Annotated in this window: 20 protein-coding genes, 1 pseudogene and 1 riboswitch; of the genes and pseudogenes, 5 read left to right on the plus strand and 16 right to left on the minus strand. The window is 36.9% G+C overall.

The window, feature by feature from the left end; translation table 11 throughout:
• Positions 1-33 precede the first annotated feature (33 nt).
• The 13 genes from rseP to ubiD form a co-directional block, all read right to left on the minus strand.
• Entirely contained in the window at positions 34-1,359 is a 1,326-nt protein-coding gene (gene rseP / locus JMI89_RS10505; RefSeq protein ID WP_187756051.1) for an RIP metalloprotease RseP, read from the minus strand.
• 10 nt (positions 1,360-1,369) lie between these two features.
• Positions 1,370-2,212, minus strand: a complete 843-nt coding sequence (locus JMI89_RS10510; RefSeq protein ID WP_187756052.1) for a phosphatidate cytidylyltransferase — start codon at positions 2,210-2,212, stop codon at positions 1,370-1,372.
• A gap of 22 nt (positions 2,213-2,234) precedes the next feature.
• Positions 2,235-2,954, minus strand: coding sequence for an isoprenyl transferase (locus tag JMI89_RS10515; RefSeq protein WP_187756053.1), 720 nt, complete (start codon positions 2,952-2,954; stop codon positions 2,235-2,237).
• Between the two features lie 155 nt (positions 2,955-3,109).
• Complete coding sequence (crp, locus tag JMI89_RS10520) at positions 3,110-3,742, minus strand: cAMP-activated global transcriptional regulator CRP (RefSeq protein ID WP_187756054.1); 633 nt, start codon at positions 3,740-3,742, stop codon at positions 3,110-3,112.
• Between the two features lie 133 nt (positions 3,743-3,875).
• Positions 3,876-4,091 (minus strand): YheU family protein, encoded by a 216-nt coding sequence (locus JMI89_RS10525; RefSeq protein WP_187756055.1) that lies wholly within the window; start codon positions 4,089-4,091, stop codon positions 3,876-3,878.
• A 151-nt stretch (positions 4,092-4,242) separates the two neighbouring features.
• Positions 4,243-8,463 carry a DNA-directed RNA polymerase subunit beta' gene (gene rpoC, locus JMI89_RS10530; protein WP_187756056.1) on the minus strand — a complete coding sequence of 1,407 codons (4,221 nt, stop codon included), beginning with the start codon at positions 8,461-8,463 and terminating at the stop codon, positions 4,243-4,245.
• An 86-nt stretch (positions 8,464-8,549) separates the two neighbouring features.
• Positions 8,550-12,578, minus strand: coding sequence for a DNA-directed RNA polymerase subunit beta (gene rpoB, locus JMI89_RS10535; protein ID WP_187756057.1), 4,029 nt, complete (start codon positions 12,576-12,578; stop codon positions 8,550-8,552).
• Positions 12,579-12,846: 268 nt separating this feature from the next.
• Positions 12,847-13,215 carry a 50S ribosomal protein L7/L12 gene (gene rplL, locus JMI89_RS10540; RefSeq protein WP_187756058.1) on the minus strand — a complete coding sequence of 123 codons (369 nt, stop codon included), beginning with the start codon at positions 13,213-13,215 and terminating at the stop codon, positions 12,847-12,849.
• Between the two features lie 78 nt (positions 13,216-13,293).
• Positions 13,294-13,794: a 50S ribosomal protein L10 gene (gene rplJ, locus JMI89_RS10545; RefSeq protein ID WP_187756059.1), complete on the minus strand. Its 501-nt coding sequence runs from the start codon at positions 13,792-13,794 to the stop codon at positions 13,294-13,296.
• A 262-nt stretch (positions 13,795-14,056) separates the two neighbouring features.
• Positions 14,057-14,758, minus strand: a complete 702-nt coding sequence (rplA, locus tag JMI89_RS10550) for a 50S ribosomal protein L1 (RefSeq protein ID WP_187756060.1) — start codon at positions 14,756-14,758, stop codon at positions 14,057-14,059.
• A gap of 3 nt (positions 14,759-14,761) precedes the next feature.
• Positions 14,762-15,190 (minus strand): 50S ribosomal protein L11, encoded by a 429-nt coding sequence (gene rplK / locus JMI89_RS10555; protein WP_187756061.1) that lies wholly within the window; start codon positions 15,188-15,190, stop codon positions 14,762-14,764.
• 161 nt (positions 15,191-15,351) lie between these two features.
• Positions 15,352-16,827, minus strand: a complete 1,476-nt coding sequence (locus JMI89_RS10560; RefSeq protein ID WP_220680040.1) for a hypothetical protein — start codon at positions 16,825-16,827, stop codon at positions 15,352-15,354.
• Between the two features lie 309 nt (positions 16,828-17,136).
• Positions 17,137-18,600 carry a 4-hydroxy-3-polyprenylbenzoate decarboxylase gene (gene ubiD / locus JMI89_RS10565; RefSeq protein ID WP_220680041.1) on the minus strand — a complete coding sequence of 488 codons (1,464 nt, stop codon included), beginning with the start codon at positions 18,598-18,600 and terminating at the stop codon, positions 17,137-17,139.
• A gap of 264 nt (positions 18,601-18,864) precedes the next feature.
• Here ubiD and JMI89_RS12135 point away from each other — a divergent pair.
• Positions 18,865-18,966, plus strand: a pseudogene (locus JMI89_RS12135) (hypothetical protein); the annotation flags it as partial.
• A gap of 126 nt (positions 18,967-19,092) precedes the next feature.
• Here the strand turns inward: JMI89_RS12135 and thiD are convergent.
• The 3 genes from thiD to thiM are packed head-to-tail and all read right to left on the minus strand — an operon-like array spanning position 19,093 to position 21,343.
• Positions 19,093-19,884: a bifunctional hydroxymethylpyrimidine kinase/phosphomethylpyrimidine kinase gene (gene thiD, locus JMI89_RS10570; RefSeq protein ID WP_220680042.1), complete on the minus strand. Its 792-nt coding sequence runs from the start codon at positions 19,882-19,884 to the stop codon at positions 19,093-19,095.
• Positions 19,881-20,558, minus strand: coding sequence for a thiamine phosphate synthase (thiE, locus tag JMI89_RS10575; RefSeq protein ID WP_220680043.1), 678 nt, complete (start codon positions 20,556-20,558; stop codon positions 19,881-19,883). Before thiE ends, thiD begins: the two co-directional genes overlap by 4 nt.
• Positions 20,555-21,343, minus strand: a complete 789-nt coding sequence (thiM, locus tag JMI89_RS10580) for a hydroxyethylthiazole kinase (protein ID WP_220680044.1) — start codon at positions 21,341-21,343, stop codon at positions 20,555-20,557. Before thiM ends, thiE begins: the two co-directional genes overlap by 4 nt.
• Before the next feature lie 40 nt (positions 21,344-21,383).
• Positions 21,384-21,493, minus strand: a riboswitch (TPP riboswitch).
• A 197-nt stretch (positions 21,494-21,690) separates the two neighbouring features.
• On the opposite strand from thiM, the gene gutQ reads away from it, so the two are divergent.
• From gutQ to dam, 4 genes are all read left to right on the plus strand, one after another.
• Positions 21,691-22,668, plus strand: coding sequence for an arabinose-5-phosphate isomerase GutQ (gene gutQ / locus JMI89_RS10585; protein ID WP_220680045.1), 978 nt, complete (start codon positions 21,691-21,693; stop codon positions 22,666-22,668).
• A 226-nt stretch (positions 22,669-22,894) separates the two neighbouring features.
• On the plus strand, positions 22,895-23,416 hold the full coding sequence (aroK, locus tag JMI89_RS10590) for a shikimate kinase AroK (RefSeq protein WP_187756067.1): 522 nt from the start codon (positions 22,895-22,897) through the stop codon (positions 23,414-23,416).
• Positions 23,417-23,478: 62 nt separating this feature from the next.
• Complete coding sequence (locus JMI89_RS12140) at positions 23,479-24,198, plus strand: SPOR domain-containing protein (RefSeq protein WP_220680046.1); 720 nt, start codon at positions 23,479-23,481, stop codon at positions 24,196-24,198.
• A 37-nt stretch (positions 24,199-24,235) separates the two neighbouring features.
• Positions 24,236-25,048, plus strand: coding sequence for an adenine-specific DNA-methyltransferase (gene dam, locus JMI89_RS10600; protein WP_220680047.1), 813 nt, complete (start codon positions 24,236-24,238; stop codon positions 25,046-25,048).
• The last annotated feature ends 13 nt before the right edge of the window (positions 25,049-25,061 follow it).

Consider the following 25,061-nt stretch of genomic DNA (forward strand, 5'->3'; position numbering starts at 1 on the left):
GCTCACCTATAATTATATAACCCCATTTCATCACTACAATAACCTTATAAAATCATTAAAAAAAGCAATACCCATTGTTGTTATTACTAATATAAAACCAATCCGATAAAATATTACTTGTTTAGCCTCAGATAAAGGGGTACCTTTTAATTTTTCAATCGTTAAAAATAAAATATGACCACCATCTAACATCGGTAACGGTATTAAATTCATAACACCTAGACTAATGCTAATACATGCTAAAAAGAATAAATATGGCACAACTCCATTCGATGCTGATTGTCCAGCACTTTGAGCTATTCCCACTGGACCAGATAAATTTTTTAAACTCAATTCACCTGTTAATAATTGGTAAAAAGATTGTACAACTAATTTTACCATTGAGGTCGTTTGCTCAAATCCTTTTACAAACGCGCCTACTATACCATACTGTTTAACAATTGTGTTATTACTTGGAAAAATTCCTGCAATTCCAACAAGTTGTCCTTTTGCATTTAATTCACGTTTCGGCTCAAGATTTACCGATATAAACTGATCTCCACGCTTTACGCCTAAAGTAATTGATTGTGCTGTTCTTACAAGCGCTGAAAAGTTTTCCCAATTATCAAATTTGCTAGCGTTATAAGACACAATTTCATCACCTTCTTTTAGACCAGCTGCTTCAGCTGCTGAATTAGGTTTGATTTGTCTTATTATGGGATAAACTATAACTTTAGCGGGCACTAAACCAAATGCTTTTACGGCTGACTCTTTTTCAATATCAAAACGCCAATTTTTAATATTTACTGTTTGGTCATAAATATCTTTCTTATCGGTTTGATATCTGATATCGACAAAATCTTTCCCTATTTGACTTATTAATATCATGTTAACATCTTGCCAAGTCTCAATTTGTTTACCATTAATCGCTTTTATTTCCGATTGTAGAGGAATATTGACACTAGCAGCAGGTGTATTCGGCAAAATTTGCTCAATCACTATTGGATAACGAATTACTCCAATTTGGAAAATAATCCAAAATAGAACAAAAGCTAAAATAAAATTAGCAAGCGGTCCAGCTAAAATAATCGCAAAACGCTTTAATATCGATTTATGGTCAAAGGCAAATGAGATATCTTGTTGAGATATGTCACTATTATTGTGTCCATTCAACATTTTGACATAACCGCCCAATGGAATCATCGAAATAGCGTATTCTGTGCCAGATTTCGATACATGTGACCATAATTTTTTACCAAAACCGATAGAGAAACACTCTACTCGTACGCCACACAATCGGGCAACAATAAAATGCCCAAACTCATGGAAAGTAACAAGAATACTAATCGTGATTAAAAAAGAAATTGTCGAGTTAATCACACAAAAGATCCTAAACAATATACAAAAACAATGCGGCAAAAACTGGCATTGCTGCAGTCAAGCTATCAATTCGATCAAGAATCCCACCATGACCAGGTATTAGATGACCACTATCCTTTATGTGTGCTTCACGTTTAAACATGCTTTCGGTTAAATCACCTAAAACCGAAACCATGATAGCGAAGAATGAACTTACCATTAAACGATAAAAAGAAATCGTAAAGAAATGACAATAATAAACTAAAATAGTAATAGTTAATGATAATGCAACACCACCGATAAGTCCTTCTATGGTTTTTCCTGGTGATACCGCCGGTGCTAACTTATGTTTTCCCCATATTCGCCCAGCAAAATAAGCACCTGAATCCGTTGCCCACACCAGAACTAAAACATATAGCAACCATAAAGCTCCCTCAAAGTTGTCATAAAAGTAACTATTTTGCCTCAATTGAATCATGGCAATGAAAAAAGGAACTAAGGTAAAAAAGGCAAACATTAATTTGATGATTAATGAATTCTTCCACCACTGTGCTGATTTAGGATAAAAGAATACCAATATTAAAGCGAATAACCACCATACTAACGATAGAAGTAATATTACTTCATACAAATAGGTCGATACTGTTGTATATAAAGGCAAATAATAAATAATCGCCGTCATAACTGTAAAGATTATAGTAAAGACCAACTTGCTTAGTTTAGTATTGAAATGTAAGAACTGCGTCCATTCCCAAGCTGATAAAGCAAAAACAACTAACATGGCTATAACAAAACCAGTCGTAGATAAAAAGAATAAACCGATTATGACAAGTGGAATCAATACCAATGCCGCAAGTAAACGTGGAATTAACATTATTTTTCCCTAATATTATTTTTCAAGCGCCGGATATTTGACCAAAGCGTCGCTCTCTTTTAATAAATTCTGATATGGCGTCATCCAAAGTTTCTTTATTAAAATCAGGCCATAATACATCTGTAAAATACAATTCAGAATAGGCAATTTGCCATAAAAGAAAATTACTTATTCTGTACTCTCCCCCCGTTCTAATAACTAGATCTACAGCAGGTAAGCCATATAATGCAATCTCTTTATTAATCGCTTCTTCGTCAATCATATCTAGTGTGATACTTTGTCGTTCATATTGATTGATGAGTTTTTTAACGCTGTTAACGATATCCCAACGGCCACCATAATTTGCAGCAATATTTAAAATTAAACCAGTATTGTTCTTCGTTTTTGCCTGTGCTAGTTTAATCATTTTTTGTATTTGTGCTGGAAAGCGCGTAATATCACCAATAATATTTAATTGTATATTATTGCGATGAAGAATCTTCACTTCCTTGTTCAAGGCGTAAATAAATAAAGCCATTAATGCCGATACTTCTTGCTCTGGTCTATTCCAATTTTCGCTGCTAAAGGCATAGAGTGTCAAAACTTTGACACCAAGTTCATTAGCTCGTTCTACAGTTCGGCGAACAGCTCTCAAGCCAGCTCTATGGCCGACAATTCTCAATAGATTGCGATTTTTTGCCCATCGCCCATTTCCATCCATAATAATGCCAATATGTTTTGGAATGAGTGTTTGTTGTATCATGCCAATCCTAAGTTATAAAATTTATTGTTTGCCATGTTAACATAAGCGCATCTAACCAAAAAATTAATTTTTTTTATATCATTAGTTTATTGAATTTTATTCGCTAAATAATCGTTATTCATTCAAACTTATCTATAACGAATTTATTTATCTTACTAACGCGTACCATATACGACAATTGTTTTGCCGTGTGCAGAAATAAGATGTTGTTCTTCCAACATTTTTAATATCCTACCTACCGTCTCACGAGAGCAACCAACAATTTGACCAATTTCTTGACGAGTAATTTTAATTTGCATGCCATCTGGATGTGTCATTGCATCAGGTTGTTTTGCTAAATTAAGTAAAGTTTGAGCAATTCTTCCTGCAACATCAAGAAACGCCAAATTACTGACTTTTTCGGAGGTCACTTGCAAACGATTTGCCATTTGTGCAGCAAGTTTCATTAATATATCTGGATTCACCTGTATTAATTGTTTAAATTTCTTGTAGGAAATTTCAGCTATCTCACAATTTTTTCTGGCTTTAACCCAAGCACTGCGTTCAACACCTTCTTCAAACAAACCAAGTTCGCCAATAAACTCTCCTTGACTCAAGTAGGATAAAATCATTTCTTTACCTTCGTCATCTTTAATCAAAACTGCGACTGCGCCTTTTACAATATAATATAGTGTTTCAGCTTTTTCGCCCTGATGGATTAAGGTACTTTTAGCAGAATATTTATGAATATGGCAATGCGACAAAAACCAATCTAATGTTGTATCGGACTGTTGTTTACTAATAATCATTAGGCTCTTCTCCGTTTATACAATACCTAGAAGGTGTCTAGTTATTTTTGTGTAGCACACTATACCAAAGTTGAATAGTGAATAGTATAGCTTTACTAACATTTTCATTGATCTTAAAATGTTTGTCGCAAAATTATTTTAAATCAGCGACATATTTTAGGTTAATTGTTTCGTGTATTTCAGACCAAACAATCACAACTAATCCCTGCTGTAATTGTGTTTTAATATCGGCAACTTTTTCGGCTAATGCCTTTTCTACCAAGCCATAATCAGTTCCTTCACGTAACACAAATGACTCAATAATATTATTTAGCGTTTCATCTTCAAGTTCTTGCCAAGGAATAATCATTTCATTTACTACTCAACTAAAGTTAATCAATTATTGCATGCAAACTATCAGTGCTAACCAAAATAATGGTTAGCGTCTAAAAATGAGCAATGAATTTAAAATAAAAAAACCACTTTCAAAAAAGTGGTTTTTTATTTCAGATAAGAAGCAATTAAACGTCGTCAGTTGAATTTAATAATTCAGCTAAATTTGCTGTTGCTTCCTCAGCGGTGATTGTGGTGACTTCTTGTTCATTCCCATCAATCGCTACAGCACGTTTACGTAAACGCTCTTTATGATAAGCGTAACCTGTTCCTGCTGGAATAAGTCGACCGACAATAACATTTTCTTTAAGCCCACGTAATTCATCATTTTTACCAGCTACTGCCGCTTCCGTTAACACTCGTGTTGTTTCCTGGAATGATGCCGCAGAGATAAATGATTCAGTAGTCAATGATGCTTTAGTGATACCTAATAAATCATGTAAATAAGTCGCAGGTTCTTTACCTTGTGCTTCAAGTTCGCGATTAATAATCTTAATACGTGACACTTCAAGTTGTTCACCTTCTAATAAGCGTGAATCACCTGGATTGATAATTGTTGCTTTACGTAGCATCTGACGAACAATCACTTCAATATGTTTATCATTGATCTTAACACCTTGCAAACGATAAACTTCTTGAACTTCATTCACAATGTAACGCGTGACCGCATTCACACCACGTAAACGTAAAATATCATGCGGTGATTCAGGACCATCAGAAATCACATCACCACGTTGCACGTGCTCACCTTCAAATACGTTAAGCTGACGCCACTTAGGAATCATCTCTTCGTATGGCTCGCTACCATCTGCAGGACTAATTACAAGACGACGTTTACCTTTCGTTTCTTTACCAAATGAAACTATACCATCAACCTCAGCCAAAATTGCTGGCTCTTTTGGTTTACGTGCTTCAAATAGATCAGCAACACGAGGTAGACCACCGGTAATATCTTTGGTTCCTACCGAAGCTTGCGGAATACGCGCTAATACATCACCGATATTAATTTCAGCACCATCTTCTAATTGAACTAACGCCTTACCTGGTAAAAAGTATTGTGCTGGCATTTCTGAGCCGGTTACAAATACATCATTACCTTGTTTATCGATAATTTTAATCGCTGGACGTAAATCTTTACCAAGTGATGTTCTTTCAGCAACATCAAGTACAACGATTGAAGATAGCCCAGTTAATTCATCGGTTTGACGGGTAATGGATTGCCCATCAATCATGTCAACAAATTTTACAAAGCCTTGTACTTCAGAAACAACTGGCATGGTATGCGGATCCCAATTTGCGACAGTTTCACCAGCTTTAACTGCGCTACCATTACCTTTGGTCAAAATCGCACCGTAAGGCACTTTATACGTTTCTTTCATACGACCTAAATCGTCGACAACAGTTAGTTCTACATTTCGAGACGTAATAACCAGTTTCTTATCTGGGTTAATAACAAATTTCGCATTAGCTAATTTAACGTTACCGTTATTTTTAACTTGTACGCTTGATTCTGCTGCTGCTCGCGATGCCGCACCACCGATATGGAACGTACGCATGGTTAACTGTGTACCAGGTTCACCGATTGATTGCGCAGCAATAACACCGATTGCTTCACCTTTGTTAACAATATGACCACGCGCCAAGTCACGGCCATAACATTTCGCACACACACCAAAATCAGTATTACACGATACAACTGAACGTACTTTAACACTGTCGATTGATTCTGCTTCTAATAAGTCGCAAAAACTTTCATCAAGTAATGTATTACGTGGGATCAGAATATCAGCTGAACCTGGTTTTAATACATCTTCAGCGGTCACTCGACCAAGAACACGCTCACGAAGTGGTTCTTTAACATCTCCACCTTCGATAACGGGTGTCATTACCACACCTTCATGAGTGCCACAATCATCTTCAATAACGACTAAATCTTGTGCCACGTCAACTAAACGACGGGTTAAGTAACCTGAGTTCGCGGTTTTTAATGCAGTATCGGCAAGACCTTTACGTGCACCATGAGTCGAGATAAAGTACTGTAATACGTTCAAGCCTTCACGGAAGTTTGCCGTAATAGGTGTTTCGATGATCGAACCATCTGGTTTTGCCATCAAGCCACGCATACCAGCTAGCTGACGAATCTGTGCAGCAGAGCCACGCGCACCAGAATCGGCCATCATATAAATACTATTGAATGAAGATTGTGCTTCTTCTTTACCTTCTCGGTTTATTACTTTTTCAGTGGACAAGTTATCCATCATCGCTTTCGCAACGCGTTCATTGGCTGCCGCCCAAATATCGATAACTTTATTGTAACGTTCACCGGCCGTAACTAAACCTGATTGGAATTGTTCCTGAATTTCAGCTACTTCAACTTCTGCTTCACGAATAATCTCTGCTTTTTTAGCAGGGATTTCCATATCATCAATACCAACTGATACACCTGAACGAGCAGCATAAGCAAAACCAGTATACATTACTTGGTCAGCTAAAATGACCGTCTCTTTCATGCCCAATTGGCGATAGCAAACATTCAATATTTTCGAAATCGCTTTTTTACCTAATGGTTGATTGACTACTGAGAACGGTAAACCTTTTGGCATAATTAACCATAGTATCGCCCGACCAATTGTCGTATCAACTAATGATGTCGATGCTTCCCATTCACCTGCACTATTACGATGATGTTCGACAATACGCACTTTAACACGTGCATGCAGCTCTGCTTCACCTAAACGATAAAGTTTTTCTGCTTCTTTCGGTCCAGTTAATACCATACCTTCACCTTTGGCATTAACTTTATCACGTGTCATATAGTAAAGACCTAATACAACGTCTTGTGATGGTACAATAATTGGTTCACCACTTGCTGGTGATAAGATGTTATTGGTTGACATCATTAACGCACGCGCTTCGATCTGAGCTTCAAGCGTTAACGGTACATGCACCGCCATTTGGTCACCATCGAAGTCAGCATTGAATGCAGCACAAACTAATGGATGCAACTGAATCGCTTTACCTTCAATCAAAATCGGTTCAAATGCTTGAATACCTAAACGGTGGAGCGTTGGTGCACGGTTTAATAATACCGGATGTTCACGGATTACTTCATCTAAGATATCCCAAACAATCGCATCTTCACGTTCTACCATTTTTTTCGCCGCTTTAATGGTTGTTGCATAACCACGACGTTCTAACTTACCGTAAATAAATGGCTTAAATAGTTCAAGTGCCATTTTCTTCGGTAAACCACATTGATGTAGACGTAAGTAAGGACCAACAGTAATAACTGAACGGCCTGAATAGTCAACACGTTTACCCAGTAAGTTTTGACGAAAACGACCTTGCTTACCTTTAATCATATCGGCGAGCGATTTTAATGGACGTTTGTTAGAACCTGTAATTGCCCGACCACGACGACCATTATCTAATAATGCGTCAACAGATTCTTGTAACATCCGTTTTTCGTTACGCACAATAATATCTGGCGCAGCTAAATCAAGTAAACGTTTTAAACGGTTATTACGGTTGATCACACGACGATATAAATCATTTAAATCAGACGTTGCAAAACGACCACCATCCAATGGTACTAATGGACGCAAATCGGGTGGTAATACGGGTAACACGTTTAAAATCATCCATTCTGGTTTATTTTCAGATTGGATAAATGCTTCTAAAATTTTGATACGCTTTGTTAACTTTTTACGTTTAGTTTCTGAATTTGTAGTGAGTAGTTCATCGCGTAATGCTTCACACTCTGCATCCAGATCCAAATTACGTAATAGCTCTTGAATCGCTTCGGCACCCATACGTGCATCAAACTCATCACCAAACTCTTCAAGGGCATCTAAATACTGCTCTTCAGTAAGGATTTGACCACGATCAAGGTTAGTCATTCCACCATCAAGCACCATAAATGATTCAAAATAAAGCACACGCTCTATATCACGTAATGGCATATCTAATAACAAACCGATACGAGATGGTAAAGATTTTAAAAACCAAATATGGGCAGTTGGTGATGCTAATTCGATGTGTCCCATACGTTCACGACGTACTTTAGCTTGAGTAACCTCAACGCCACATTTTTCACAAATTACACCACGGTGTTTTAAACGTTTATATTTACCACATAAACATTCATAGTCTTTTACCGGACCAAAAATTCTGGCACAGAATAAACCATCACGTTCCGGTTTAAAAGTACGGTAATTAATGGTTTCTGGTTTTTTAACTTCACCAAATGACCACGAGCGGATCATATCTGGTGAGGCTAGTCCAATTTTAATAGCATCAAACTCTTCAGTTTTTGTCTGCGCTTTTAGAAACTTTAATAAGTCTTTCACGAATTGGCTCCTATGGAGTTAAACCAACTGGGGGATGGCATAATTACCATCTCCCATATAAATAGCAATCTTATAACTGGATGTGATTATTCTTCATCTAATTCGATATTGATACCAAGCGATCGGATTTCTTTTAACAATACGTTAAATGATTCTGGAATCGCTGGTTCCATACGATGATCACCATCTACAATATTTTTATACATCTTAGTACGTCCGTTCACGTCATCCGATTTCACTGTCAGCATTTCTTGTAATGTGTAAGCTGCGCCGTAAGCTTCAAGCGCCCATACTTCCATCTCACCGAAACGTTGACCACCAAATTGAGCTTTACCGCCCAATGGTTGTTGGGTAACCAGACTATAAGAACCGGTTGAACGAGCATGCATCTTGTCATCAACAAGGTGATTGAGTTTTAACATATACATGTAACCCACGGTTACTGGACGTTCAAATTTCTCACCTGTACGACCATCATATAAGGTAATTTGACCTGAAGTTGGTAAATCACCTAATTCTAACAATGATTTAATTTCTGCTTCTTTAGCTCCATCAAATACTGGCGTCGCCAATGGCATACCATTACGCAGATTTTGTGCCAACGTCATGACTTCTTCATCGGTAAACTCAGCAACATTAACTTTCTGAGCTGCACCTAATCCTAAATCATAAGCTTTTTGGATAAACTCTCTTAATTTAGCTAACTCTTGCTGTTCTTTCAGCATTGCATCGATCTTCTGACCAATACCTTTTGCCGCCATACCTAAGTGAGTTTCTAAAATCTGACCGATATTCATACGCGATGGTACCCCTAATGGGTTCAACACGATGTCCACTGGTCGACCTTTGTCATCATATGGCATATCTTCAATTGGGTTAATTTTAGAAATAACCCCTTTATTCCCATGACGTCCTGCCATTTTATCACCCGGTTGGATTTGACGTTTAACCGCTAGATATACTTTAACAATCTTCAGTACACCAGGTTGTAAATCATCACCTTGGGTAATTTTCATACGTTTAGCTTCCAGTTTCTTATCGAAATCAGCTCTGATTTCATCATACTGAGCCGCTAATTGTTCAAGTTGTCCCTGTTTGCTTTCATCTGCTAAACCGATTGTTAACCATTTATCATGTGATAACATTTCAAGTTTACTAGCTTCAATACCACCAGAAATTAAAACATCTTTGATATGTGCAAAAAGTGCAGCTTCGAGGATTTTGAACTCTTCTGTCAAATCCTTACGTGCTTGTTTCAATTGCATATCTTCGATTTGCAAAGCACGTTTATCTTTCGCAACACCATCACGCGTAAATACTTGTACGTCAATTACCGTACCTGAAACCCCATTTGGTACACGTAATGAGGTATCTTTAACATCTGATGCTTTTTCACCAAAAATGGCACGTAATAATTTTTCTTCTGGGGTTAATTGTGTTTCACCTTTTGGTGTTACCTTACCAACCAGAATATCACCACCTTTTACTTCCGCACCGATATAAACGATACCAGATTCGTCAAGTTTAGATAACGCTGCTTCACCCACATTTGGAATATCAGCAGTAATTTCTTCAGCACCTAATTTAGTATCGCGTGACACACAAGATAATTCTTGAATATGAATCGAAGTAAAACGGTCATCTTGTACCACTTTTTCAGAAACTAAGATCGAATCCTCAAAGTTATAACCATTCCACGGCATAAATGCCACACGCATATTTTGACCAAGTGCTAATTCACCTAAGTCAGTTGATGGACCATCGGCTAATACATCACCACGTTCAACTTTTTCCCCTAATTCAACGCAAGGAATTTGGTTAATACAAGTATTTTGGTTTGAGCGAGTGTATTTAGTTAAATTATAAATATCAATGCCTGCTTCACCAGCATACATTTCATCACGGTTAACGTTCACAACAATACGTGATGCATCAACATATTGAACACTGCCGCCCCGTTTGGCAACCACAGCGACGCCGGAGTCAACAGCTACAGCACGTTCCATCCCCGTACCAACAAATGGTTTTTCCGCTTTCAGCGTTGGTACTGCCTGACGTTGCATGTTTGCACCCATCAATGCTCGGTTCGCATCATCGTGTTCAAGGAATGGAATTAACGATGCCCCCACAGAAACGATCTGTTGAGTCGAAACGTCCATATAGTTAATTTGTTCAGGACTATATAAGCCTGATTCACCATTTAAACGACATGTCACTAAATCTTCTTTAAAGCGACCATTATCATCTAAATTTGAGTTCGCCTGCGCGATGACATAGCTACTTTCATCGATTGCTGATAAGTAATCAATTTCATCGGTTACCACACCGTCAACCACTTTACGGTATGGTGTTTCTAGAAAACCGTATTCATTAGTACGTGAATAAACTGCAAGAGAGTTAATTAAACCGATATTTGGACCTTCAGGGGTTTCAATCGGACATACTCGACCATAGTGAGTAGGATGTACGTCACGAACTTCAAATCCTGCACGTTCACGCGTTAAACCACCTGGACCCAGTGCCGAAATACGACGTTTGTGGGTAATTTCAGATAATGGATTATTTTGATCCATAAATTGCGATAATTGGCTCGAACCAAAGAATTCGCGAATCGCGGCTGAAATCGGTTTAGCATTAATCATATCTTGTGGCATTAACGCATCGAGATCGCCAAGAGATAAACGCTCTTTTACCGCTCTTTCAACACGTACTAAACCAATACGGAATTGGTTTTCTGCCATTTCACCAACACTTCGGATACGACGATTACCTAGGTGATCGATATCATCTACGTCACCATGACCATTACGGATGGCGATAAGTTTTTTCATCACTTCAATAATGTCTTCTTTGGTTAAAACACTACTACCTTCAATATCATCGCGGTTTAGTGAACGATTAAACTTCATTCGCCCTACAGCTGACAGATCATATCGTTCTTCAGTAAAGAATAAGTTTTCAAATAACGATTCTGCTGCTTCTTTCGTTGGTGGCTCACCTGGACGCATCATACGATAAATTTCAACTAATGCACCTAACTGATCTTGAGTTGGGTCGACATTTAACGTCTCAGATATAAATGCTCCATGATCTAAATCATTGGTAAATAATGTCTCAATTTTTTTGTAACCAGCACTGGTTAATTCTGCTAATAATTCCAGTGAAATTGGTGTATTTGCTAACGCAATAACCGAACCAGTTGTTTCATTTAGATAATCTTTTGCCAGAACTTTACCGATAATATATTCGACAGGCACATCAATTTTCGTTACGCTATCTTTTTCTAGCTGACGAATATGTCTAGCGGTAATACGACGACCTTTCTCAACATAAACTTGACCTTTTGATTCAATATCAAAAAGTGCTGTATCACCACGTAGTCGTTCTGGAATAAGTTCCATTTTTAATTTTGATTTTGCAACTTCAAATACTGTTTTATCAAAGAAAATGTCTAAAATTTCTTGAGTAGTAAAACCTAACGCTCTTAAAATAATCGTTGCAGGAAGTTTACGACGACGGTCAATACGGGCAAATAAATTATCTTTAGGATCAAATTCAAAGTCTAACCATGAACCGCGATAAGGAATAATTCTTGCATTATACAACACCTTTCCAGATGAATGAGTTTTACCTTTATCGCTATCAAAGAACACACCAGGACTACGATGTAACTGAGAAACAATTACCCGTTCAGTACCATTAATAACGAATGTTCCATTATCAGTCATTAAAGGAATTTCGCCCATATAAACATCTTGTTCTTTGATATCTTTTACTGTGCCTTCTGGCGCATCTTTATCAAAGATAACTAAACGTAATTTCACGCGTAATGGTGCAGAATAAGTAATCCCTCTAATTTGGCACTCTTTTACATCAAAAACAGGTTCACCCATTTTGAAAGAGACATATTGAAGTTCTGCATTACCACTATAACTTTTTATAGGAAAGATTGAACGAAAAGCGGCTTCTAAACCATATTGACCTTCTGGATCTTGGTCAATAAACTTCTGGAACGAATCAAGTTGAATAGAAAGAAGATAGGGTATATCCAACACTTGTGGACGTTTACCAAAATTCTTACGAATTCGTTTTTTCTCGGTATAGGAGTAAACCATTAGTTCCTCAACTTGCTGATCGGCCGTTAATAATAATTTACTATCAAAACGGCTTTATTAAATATTCATCAGACCCTAATTATCGACTAATTAAATCTGACACCTGCTCGAAATATTTATAAATATCAATTGATTAGGTTCTTAACTATACATTCATTAAATCTATAGCTATATACAATTTCTTTTTTCACGCCTTTACAGCGCAAAAAGGCTGGAGGTAAAAACCACCAGCCATCAGCCTTATTAGGCTGCATATTTTGTATCAAACTTATTTAAGTTCGACAACTGCACCTGCTTCTTCAAGCGCTTTTTTAAGTGCTTCAGCATCATCTTTGCTTGCAGCTTCTTTAACAGTAGCGGGCGCTGATTCAACAAGATCTTTAGCTTCTTTCAAGCCTAAACCAGTTGCACCACGTACCGCTTTGATTACAGCTACTTTATTACCACCAACGTCTTTTAAGATAACGTCGAATTCAGTTTTTTCTTCAGCTGCTTCTGCTGGACCTGCTGCTGCGACAGCAACTGCTGCAGCTGCAGAAACACCAAATTTTTCTTCCATCATTGATACTAGTTCAACAACGTCCATTACAGACATTTCAGCAACTGCATCTAAAATTTGTTCTTTAGTGATAGACATAATATAGTTTCCTAAATTTAGAATTTTTAAATTGTTAACTGTTCCCAATTAAAACTAACTGCAATTTTATCAATAAAATTATGCAGCTTCTTGTTTTTGATCGCGAACTGCTGCCAGAGTACGAGCCAATTTGCCAGCTGCGGCTTCTTTCATGGTCGACATCAAGCGAGCTAATGCTTCTTCGTAAGTTGGTAAAGTTGCTAAGCGGTCGATATTTGCCGCAGTAATTAACTCACCTTCAAAGGCTGCTGCTTTAATCTCAAATTTTTCATTTTCTTTAGCAAACGCTTTGAAAAGACGTGCTGCTGCACCTGGGTGCTCATTTGAAAATGCAATAAGAGTAGGACCAACAAACGTATCTTTTAAGCACTCATAAGGAGTACCTTCAACTACGCGACGTAATAAGGTGTTACGAACCACACGCATATAAACGCCAGCTTCACGAGCTGATTTACGTAATGCTGTCATTTTTTCTACAGTCACGCCACGAGAATCCGCAACGACTGCAGAAAGCGCACCTTTGGCAATTTCGTTAACTTCAGCAACAATTGCTTGCTTATCTTGAAGATTTAATGCCATTAGTTTTGCTCCTGAATTAAACTAGGTTTACACCTAGACTCACTGTACTAACTACTAAAATCACATCAGATCATTTAATAATTAGCGTTGTTACGGTGAGCAGAGTCCTGTTAATTCAACTATATATATCTAATCAAAATAACGTTTAGGTTCTGTCACCGTCTACGTAGGATATTAAGTCATTAATTTAATCACACCTACGGTCTTGGACGGGGTCTGGATTAGGCCAGACACCAACCGATTCTTATGTAATTAAGAAAAATTAAACTGATGCACTTAAGCTAGTTTGATCGATAGCCACACCTGCACCCATAGTGGTAGAAAGGCTAACTTTCTTAATAAATACACCTTTAGAAGATGCTGGTTTAGCTCTTTTTAATGCCACAAGTAGCGCTTCTAAATTGCCTTTTAACTGTTCAGCATTAAAATCAACTTTACCGATAGTGGTATGAATAATACCATTTTTGTCATTACGGTAACGTACTTGACCAGCTTTAGCATTTTTTACAGCTTCAGCAACGTTAGGAGTTACGGTACCCACTTTCGGGTTTGGCATTAAGCCGCGTGGCCCTAAGATTTGACCTAATTGACCAACGATACGCATTGCATCAGGTGAAGCGATAACAACATCGAAGTTCATTTCACCTTTTTTGATTTGTTCAGCAAGATCTTCCATACCCACTAATTCGGCACCAGCTTCTTTAGCTGCTTCAGCATTAGCTCCTTGGGTAAATACCGCAACCCGAACGCTACGACCAGTACCATTTGGTAATACAATAGCACCGCGTACATTTTGATCAGATTTACGCGCATCAATACCTAAATTAACCGATACGTCAACACTTTCAGTGAATTTTGCTGTTGCTAGCTCTTTTAATAAAGCGATAGCGTCATTAATTTCATATTGTTTAGTTGCATCAACTTTTTCGCGGATAAGTTTAGCCTTTTTAGATAATTTAGCCATTAATTAACCCTCCACTTCCAGACCCATTGAGCGAGCAGTTCCTTCTATAGAACGCATCATTGTCTCAATAGTTGCACCATTCATGTCCGCAGCTTTCGTTTCAGCAATTTCACGAATCTGCGCGCTTGTTACTTTACCAACTTTTTTCTTGTTTGGTTCACCAGAACCAGACTTGATATTAGCAGCCTTTTTCAATAATACTGCTGCTGGAGGTGTTTTAGTAATAAAAGTGAATGAACGATCAGAATAAACGGTAATTACAACAGGTGTTGGTAAACCTTTTTCTAAACCTTCTGTTTTTGCATTAAATGCTTTACAAAATTCCATGATGTTAACACCATGTTGACCAAGTGCTGGACCAACTGGTGGACTAGGATTTGCAGCACCAGCTGCCACTTGCAGCTTGATGTAAGCTTGGACTTTCTTTGCCATTTTTTGTTCCTTTTCTCGGGTACAATCGCCCTGTTAAACCGATAACAGAAAGCTCCCCTAAGTTAAATAAGGGCGACATTTTGCTATAAATAGAGTAAAATTGCAACAATTATTTTCAATGTATAGCAAATAAAATGACAAAAAATTAAGTTAGACTGTAATTAATATTTCACACAAATAGCATAGGCATAATCAGGGTCAATAATAACATTTCCTTCAACCGAACCAACACTGTAATATCTTGTATTTCTTGGGCCTTTTTCACTGGTAAAATAGTATTCATATAGGAAAAAGGGTTGTAAGTCATTGATACCATTCATCATATCACGACCGATTTTATCCAACGGTGCATAATAATACAGTTTACCCCATTCTCCTGTTAAACTATCGCCAATTGCTCTTTTATAACCATTATTTTTTGCATAATAACCTACATTATCTAGATCGGTAAAATCACCATATGCATAAACCGAGTTAGACAGTTCTGATCTTGTTGGTAGGCGATCACCATTGCTTGTACAAAAATCCTGAGCTTTATTCCATGGCATCCACATACTATCTCCCTTATAAGGGTAGAACCAATGCTCTAAAGAAAAAGTATAAGTGAAGGTGGCTTTCGTATCGTTGTTAGTAACAGCAATAACAAAATTCTCACCTACTGCCGGCACATTATCAGTAAATTTAAATTCGCTCTGTGTATTTGGAGCGAAATTACGACTGGTACTTATCAAAGCAGAATTAGGATTATTAACAATGGTATAAGAATAACTTGGAATGGTATTTAAAGGCACCAATCTAAATCGCGCCTCAGGAAATGCAGTTGTCGGGAAACTTTTTCCGTTATTACTTTTTGCCGACACGATAAATCCTTTATGGGGAATAAATTGACTGGCATCATAGGCATCAGTTCTATTTACCATATTACTTCCCGCATCAAGATAATTATTACCTTCCGGCCAACCATTTGGAATATTTAATGCCAATACACCGGGCTGAATATAACATAATCCATCATCGGGTTTGATTTTAAAAGTTTTTGACACTTCTCGTATATCAGACACTTTCGGGTCGCCATATTCAGTCACGGCATGAAAATTAACCGTAACTTTAACCGATGCATCGCCTTTATAACCATCATTATTACATAAATTGCTACCTAACGCTTTTTGTGAATTCGCATCTAAACTTTTACTATTACTATCCGTCCATTCCGCAGTGATACTGTCAATAACAAATCCTTTCGTCGAAGCTAGAGTATCTCCATCATTATCATAAATATCCCCAACGGCCAAATCAGACAAATCCACATCAAAAGTATAGTCATTAGGCGAAACATTAAAAGCAACATGTATCTCTTCTAATGAACCAGGAGTAAAGGTCAGATTTTGCCCATCTGCTACTTTTAATTTAAATTGAATTCCATCTAAAATTTTATCATCTGCTGTTGGTAAAATTTGTGGCGCTTCCCCACGAATAGTATTGGCAGAAGAAATGGATAGGCTAGCTAGTGCTATATGGGATAAAGAACTTATCACTAAGCAAATAGAAGTCATAGCAATAGATAAATCCGAGTGATATCTAACCAATGCTTTTTTTGATATTTTAATAAAATTAACACTATTGTAATTATTATTCATTGTTACTCCTCTTTTCATAGACCACCCCATAACTAATTAGTTTATCGGTTTAAAATTGAGTGAATTAACAAACATTAATAATAAATTGATATAGAAGAAGATTTTATTAAAATAATAAATGATCAATAAATATTACTAACATAAGGAACTTACATAGATTATAGAGATTAAAACAAAAATTTCAATTAAAATAATAGGTTATGATTTTTTTTACTAAGATTTAATACAAAAAATTTATAAAAAAGGATTGCTAGTTAACCAATCCTTTTTAAAAATGGTGAGAGGAAATTACTTAAAAAATGAAAAAGATTAAATCCCTAATTCATCCCAAATATTATCAATATGCGCAACAATCTTGGCATCTTTTGTAATAATTTTACCCCATTCGCGCGTTGTTTCACCTTGCCATTTATTTGTCGCATCTAAACCAATTTTAGAACCAAGACCAGAAACTGGCGATGCAAAATCAAGATAATCAATCGGTGTATTTTCAATAAAGGTGATGTCACGCTTGGGATCCATGCGGGTTGAAATTGCCCACATAACATCTTTCCAATCACGAGCATTAATATCATCGTCACAGATAATTACAAATTTGGTATACATAAATTGCCGTAAATAGGACCATATGCCCATCATGATACGTTTGGCATGTCCTGCGTATTGTTTTTTTATCGTCACAACTGCAATACGGTATGAGCATCCTTCAGGTGGTAAATAAAAATCAACGATTTCCGGAAATTGTTTTTGTAAAATAGGAATAAACACTTCATTTAAGGCCAATCCCATTACTGCTGGTTCATCTGGTGGGCGTCCAGTGTATGTTGAATGATAAATCGCATCATTACGACGAGTAATATGAGTTATAGTAAAAACGGGAAAACGTTCTACTTCATTATAGTAGCCAGTATGATCACCATAAGGACCTTCTAAAGCCGTTTCATCTGGAGCAATATAACCTTCTAATACAATTTCTGCACTAGCCGGAACATCTAAATCACAGGACAAGGCCCTAACTACGTCACTACGGTGTCCACGTAATAATCCAGCAAAAGCGTATTCCGACAATGTATCAGGTACCGGTGTAACAGCAGCTAGAATAGTAGCCGGATCAGCACCTAATGCCACCACTACCGGAAAATTTTCACCTGGATGAGCTTTTTGCCATTCTTGAAAATCTAATGCCCCCCCACGATGCGTTAACCAACGCATAATCAATTTATTTTTTGCTAATCGCTGTAGACGATACACACCCAAATTATGACGTTCTTTATTGGGACCTTTCGTAATTGTTAATCCCCAAGTAATCAAGGGCGCCACATCTTCTGGCCAACACTGCATAATTGGAATTTTAGTTAAATCAACATCTTGATCTTTTACCACGTGCTCTTGACAAGCAGCCGATGAGCGTCGTTTTACTGGCATATTCAAAACTTGTTTGTATTTTGGCAGTTCAGTCAAAAAACTTCTGACCCCTTTTGGTGGCTCGGGCTCCCGTAAAAATGCTAATAAATGTCCAACTTCGCGTAATGCCGATATTTCTTCCTGCCCCATCGCCATTGCAACCCGTTTAGGGGTGCCAAATAGGTTACAAAGTACCGGAATATCATAGCCAATCGGATTTTCAAATAGCAATGCCGGCCCACCTTGACGTAACACTCTATCAGCAATCTCGGTCATCTCTAGATGAGGATTAACCGGATAACTTATCCGCTTTAGTTCACCCTGTGCTTCTAATTGAGTAATAAAATCTCTAAGATCTGTAAATTTCATAATTGATCCACATAATAATATCTATCCATAATTATAACGTGATTAGTACTAATCGGCACGTACTGTATTTAATTTGCCTGACCATCATAATAATTGTGTTTTACCTATCATTAACATAATGAGCAAAATTCAATAAATCTGAAGATAAAAAATAAAGATATATAAAATAGATTAATTAACTTTAACGTTAGTACGTTACATTATGGGGCTATACTTTTTCCTAATATACGATAATCAGGCATAACCTAATTTGCAGAACATGGTGTAGGTACTGCCAAGGTTAACTATTTTAATGTGGCAATTCCTTATGAAAATCGTCAGTTAATACGCGCAATCAAACAGCAATGCGATCCTAGTAAAAGGTAAAATAATCAAGTAGATATTTCACATATAAAGAAACTTTAATCTATTGTCTTTAATGCATGATGACCAATAGATAATTACATATCCGTTGGATCTTCAACTTGATTATGCCAGCGACATGATATAACTTCACCACCAACGATAAAAATGATGAGTTGGTCCAATCCCTTTGCCAACATGGAGTCTATCTGCATTAGCTATTGCACCACTTAAATAATCCTTTGCTTGTTTAATTGCTTCGCCTAAAGGTAGTACTGGTAATAATGCGGCAATCGCTGCGGATAAAGTACAACCAGTACCATGAGTATTATTAGTATTAACTCTTCTTGTCGCATAACGTATTATCTCTTTCGATGTGATTAGAAAATCGGGGCATTCATCACCCGGTAAATGTCCGCCTTTCATCAAGACAGCCTTACAACCTAACTGTAATAATGCTTGCCCTTGCTGTTGCATTTGCGACTCATTAGTTGCTTCTGGACAATTAAGCAGAGCTGCGGCTTCCGGTAAATTTGGTGTAATTATCGTTGCCAGAGGTAAAAGTTTCTGACGAATAACATCTATGGCAGTTTGTTTTAATAATGCATGTCCACCTTTTGCTACCATTACCGTATCTAATACTACATATGGTAGCGGATTTTGACTTAATAGTTCAGCGACAGCGTTAACAATCGCTTCATTCATTAACATGCCGATTTTTAAACAATCAATGTTACTATCGTTAATTAACACATCAAACTGCTGTTTAACAAAATCAGCGGGGACAGGAAAAACATCTGATACGCCTTGGGTACTTTGCGCAGTAAGTGCTGTAATAACTGCCATTCCATAAGCACCTAACGCGGAAAACGTTTTTAAATCAGCTTGAATCCCGGCACCACCACTGGGATCTGAACCTGCTATTGTTAATGCAATTGTCATTTTTTTATTCCTTGTTTAGCTTGTTCAATAACATGGTAAAGTTGCCTTGTGGCATACGGTATATTTGGCTGCCCACAAATAGCTGAAATCACGGCGATTCCGTCACTCCCACTTTGCATAACTTCGGCGGCGTTTTGTAAATTAATTCCCCCTATTGCTACCGCAGGACATTGTTTAAATTGATTAAGTTCTGCTAAAGTTGTTATACCTAATGGTGGTGCAGCATCTTGTTTCGTCATGGTTGGGAAAACGGGTCCAATACCTAAATAATCTACCTTTTGCCAATTAACTTGATTGATTTGTTGTAAATTTGATATTGATAATCCCAATAATTTATCGGCACCAATTAATTTGCGTACAACATCAACTGGAAGATCTTTCTGACCAACATGCACACCATCAGCTTCAACAGCTAAGGCAATATCAACTTGATCATTAATGAGTAATGGCACCGTGGTATCCTTTAATACCTGTTTTAATGCTAATGCAGCGAGATACCAATCACGACGGGTAAATTCATGTTCAGCTCTTAGTTGGACGGCGGTAACACCATTTGCGACAGCAATTCGAGTAGTATTAACCATACCGTCAATTCCACCACATAAATCAGGATCTAAAACGAGGTAAAGGGATAAATCGAGCTTTTTTTGACGCATATTATCTCTGCTACTCATGATATTGTTTCCATCAGCGAAAGCTGATCCCATAATGATATGGCAAATGTGCCAAGTCCTTGTTGATGAATGGCCGTGTCAGCAGCTCTTTTCATCATAAAGCAAGCTGAAGCGGTAGCGGTTAACCGATCATCCGGTGTAGCAGCAACAAATGCGGCAACCATAGCCGATAATGAACATCCGGTACCGGTAACACGTGTAAGGGCGATATCGCCACCTGAAATGGCATAAACTTGTTGACCATTCGTCACATAATCCACTTTACCGGTCACTGCTACAATGGTTTGCACCTGACTGGCCAATTCTTTTGCCGCTTCTAACGCTATTTCGGTAGAATCTTGACTATCAACGCCTTTAGCTTGGGACTTTTGCCCAACCAGCGTCAATATCTCCGCCGCATTTCCACGAATCACGGTTGGATAACAAGATAATAACGCCTTTGCAATATTGGTTCGAAATGTGAGTACTTCTCCTACCGCAACAGGATCGAGTACCCATGGTGTTTTAGTCATCATTGCTGTATGTGCAGCAAGTTGCATACTCCTTGCCGATGATTGTTCGATGGTACCAATATTAATTAATAAACTATTGGCAATTTTTACAAATGATTCCACTTCTTCTTCCGCTACCACCATTGCCGGTGAAGCACCAATTGCCAATAGAATATTAGCAGTAAAATTTTGTACTACATCATTCGTAATACAGTGGACTAATGGATTTTGCAGACGGACTTGTTTTATAAAAGGAATAGCTTGATCGGCTTGAAATGAAATAATAGTGGTCATCCTCTCTCCTCATTAATATCGTAGAGAAGGTGACTATCGCAGGATAGCATTCCGACTTCCCTACGCTGGCATGATCCCAGATCAGGTTCAACGGGTAAGCTCTCAGCCATAAAACAATTCATCATTGTTATGACACCCCGAGTCAAATAAATAAGTAGTTATTATGCATGCTATTTTATAAACAATCAAATATCAAAATGATAATAAAATGAGCAAAAAATTTTTATTATTTTAATTTATTGTTACGGTTTTATTTAACAAATGTATGACGTCAATTAAACGTTTATTTACTTTTGAATGATTGTTGGTACACTAATTAAAATTTTAGATTAAGTACGATCAATTATATGAATTCACCATTACGCACAAAATTATTAGAATACGGACGTGAAGTAATAGAGTTAGAACTTAGTGAAGCGAAAAAATTACCTGCTCGTCTTGATCATAACTTTATTCAAGCCTGTGAATTAATGTTAACGACAAAAGGAAAAGTGATAGTTTCAGGTATTGGCAAATCGGGACATATTGGCAAAAAAATTGCTGCATCCTTAGCCAGTACTGGTACACCTTCATTCTTTATGCATTTAACGGAAGCATTACATGGTGATTTAGGTATGGTTAGCGAAACAGATATTATCATACTGATTTCATATTCTGGTCAGGCAAATGAATTTAATTACATATTGCCAATACTGAAAGATAAAGGTATACCAATTATTGCAATCACTGGCAAAAAAACATCGCCATTAGCCAGAGCAGCAAAAGCCGTCTTAGATGTCAGTATTGAAAGAGAAGCCTGTCCTATGGGATTAGCCCCAACGTCTAGTTCAACTAATACGCTACTAATGGGCGATGCATTGGCTATAACAGTAATGAGAGCGAAAAACTTTAATGAAGAAGATTTCGCCCGTTCTCATCCTGCTGGAAGTTTAGGGGCAAAATTACTTAATCGTGTAAAAGATATTATGCGTACTGGTGAACGTATTCCTAAAATACCTGAAAATGCTACTGTATTTGATGCAATGTTAGAATTAAGTCGTACAGGATTAGGATTAGTCATTATTTGTAATACCGATCGACACATTAAAGGTGTATTCACCGATGGGGATTTACGTCGTTTATTATTGAAAGACGGTACGTTAAATGATCCAATTATACAAGTTATGACAACACCAGGGTATCGTCTCCCTGAGAATTGGAAGGCCATTGAAGCACTTAAATCATTTAACGATTATAATATCACTGCAGCCCCAGTGGTTGATCAAAATGATTGTTTGGTAGGAGCAATCAATATCCATGATTTGCATCAGGCTGGTATTTCATAAGGCTGAAAACTCTATGCAATTAAAGAAAGTTAATATTATTTATGCTTGGAAATAAATAATCAGCATTTTTTTATTGCAAAATAGCTCTATCTCCTGCGATAATTATCGCCCTAAATTTTGTCTTTAGAACGGAGACTAAAAGTATTGCAGTTTGTTTTTTTATCTGATAAAGATATTTAAAACAAATTGTCAGCATGTTTAACTAAATATAGATGATGAATTTATAATGGCAGAGAAGCGAAATATCTTTTTAATTGGCCCAATGGGGGCAGGTAAAAGTACTATTGGTAGGCAGATCGCACAACAACTAGGCATGGATTTTTTTGATTCAGATCAAGAGATTGAAAAACGAACTGGCGCGGATATCGCTTGGATCTTTGATTTAGAAGGAGAAGAAGGTTTCCGTACCAGAGAAGAGAAAGTGATTAACGAGCTTACTGAAAAACAAGGCGTTGTATTAGCCACTGGTGGTGGTTCTATTTTATCTAAAGATACACGTAATCGCCTATCTGCAAGAGGAATTGTGGTATATTTACAAACAACAATTGAAAAACAGATGGCACGTACGCAAAAAGATAAACGACGACCATTATTGCAAGGTAATAATAATCTTCGTGAACGTTATGAAGAGCTTGAAGAAGAGCGTGTACCGTTATATGAAGAAATAGCCGATATTACAATTAAAACAGACGAACAGAGTGCTAAAGGTGTAGCTAGTTATATTATTGAGCAAATAGAACAGATATAATTACACTGCTGAGTAATTATAATGTTTTCAAAATTTATGCATTGTGAGTCATAGGAGGCGTTGTGAATAAACCAATTCGTACAAATAAAGAAGATCGCTATTTCTCTGAGCAACCACAGAGCACATCAATTCTAACTCAATCTTTTTTTATGAATAAAAAGTTGATAATAATCATTATGGCTATGATTATTGTTGCTTTATTATTGATAATTTTTTTAATGGCTACTGGTCGTTCGCCGCAAGATGAGATTAGAAATAATTCTTTAAATGCTGGCGGTGGGCAAGTTAGTAATAACCGCGGTTATCAAACGCTAAATCCTCCGAGTCATATATCGTCTAACTCAACTTTTACAGATGTCGATCTCAGTTATGGCACAGAACGAATTCAGATACCTGATGACATAACTGAACATATGTCGCAATACTATAATGCAAATGGTTCGTTGATAGAATTCAATGGCGAAAACACCGATGTTGATTTCGAACATAACGAATTACCATTAGGTAAAACGATTCAAAATAATCATTATACCATTCAACTTATTGCAACATCTTCACTTGAAAGTATGATGGCTTTTGTCAAATCAAATAAATTGGCTAATTACCAAATCTACGAGACACGCAGAGAAAATAAACCTTGGTTTGTGCTTATTAAAGGTGAATTTGCTAACATTAAAGATGCAAAAACAGTTATACAATATTTATCAGCAGACTTACAACGCAATTCTCCTTGGGTTAAATCCGGTACAGTTGTAAATAAAGAAAAGCAAGTTTTGCAATGATCGATCAGTATTCTCAGAGAGTTAACGGGAGTCGCGTTTGAAAAAGCAACGTGCTTTTCTTAAGTGGGCAGGTGGAAAATATTCGCTTGTTGATAAAATAGTAAAACACTTACCAGATGGTGATTTATTGATTGAACCGTTCGTAGGAGCTGGTTCAGTTTTTTTGAATACAAATTATAAGCGGTATATCTTAGCTGATATTAATAAGGATCTCATTTCATTATTCAATTTCATCAAAAATAAACCGCAAAAATTTATTGAAGATGCCAAGCTATTATTTACCGAACAAAATAATCAAGCCGAAGCTTTTTATGAATTACGTGATCACTTTAATCATAGTAAAAATCCTTATCAAAGAGCATTACTATTTTTATATCTAAATCGACATTGCTATAATGGATTATGTCGCTATAACAGTAGCGGTGAATTCAATGTTCCATTTGGGCAATATCATAGTGTTTATTTCCCAGAAAAAGAATTATTTGCTTTTTCGGAAAAAGCACAGCGTGCTGAGTTTATTTGTGCCCCATATCATCAAGTCATGAATAAAGCACAAAAAGGATCCGTTGTTTATTGTGACCCACCTTATATGCCGTTATCGCAAAGTGCTAATTTCACGACTTATTATTCGATCAACTTTACAATACATGATCAGAAACATTTAGCACATATTGCACTAAAATTATCAAAGCAAGAAATTCCAGTGCTAATTTCCAATCATGATACTATTCATACTCGAAAATGGTATAAAGATGCTCAGCTACATTTAGTTGAAACTCGCCGTTCTATTAGTTGTGATGGACAAGGGCGAAAAAAGATTGATGAATTATTAGCACTTTACTCATATTAACTTTTTCAATATA

It is taken from the genome of Frischella sp. Ac48, assembly GCF_019641635.1.
Lineage (GTDB): Bacteria > Pseudomonadota > Gammaproteobacteria > Enterobacterales > Orbaceae > Frischella > Frischella japonica.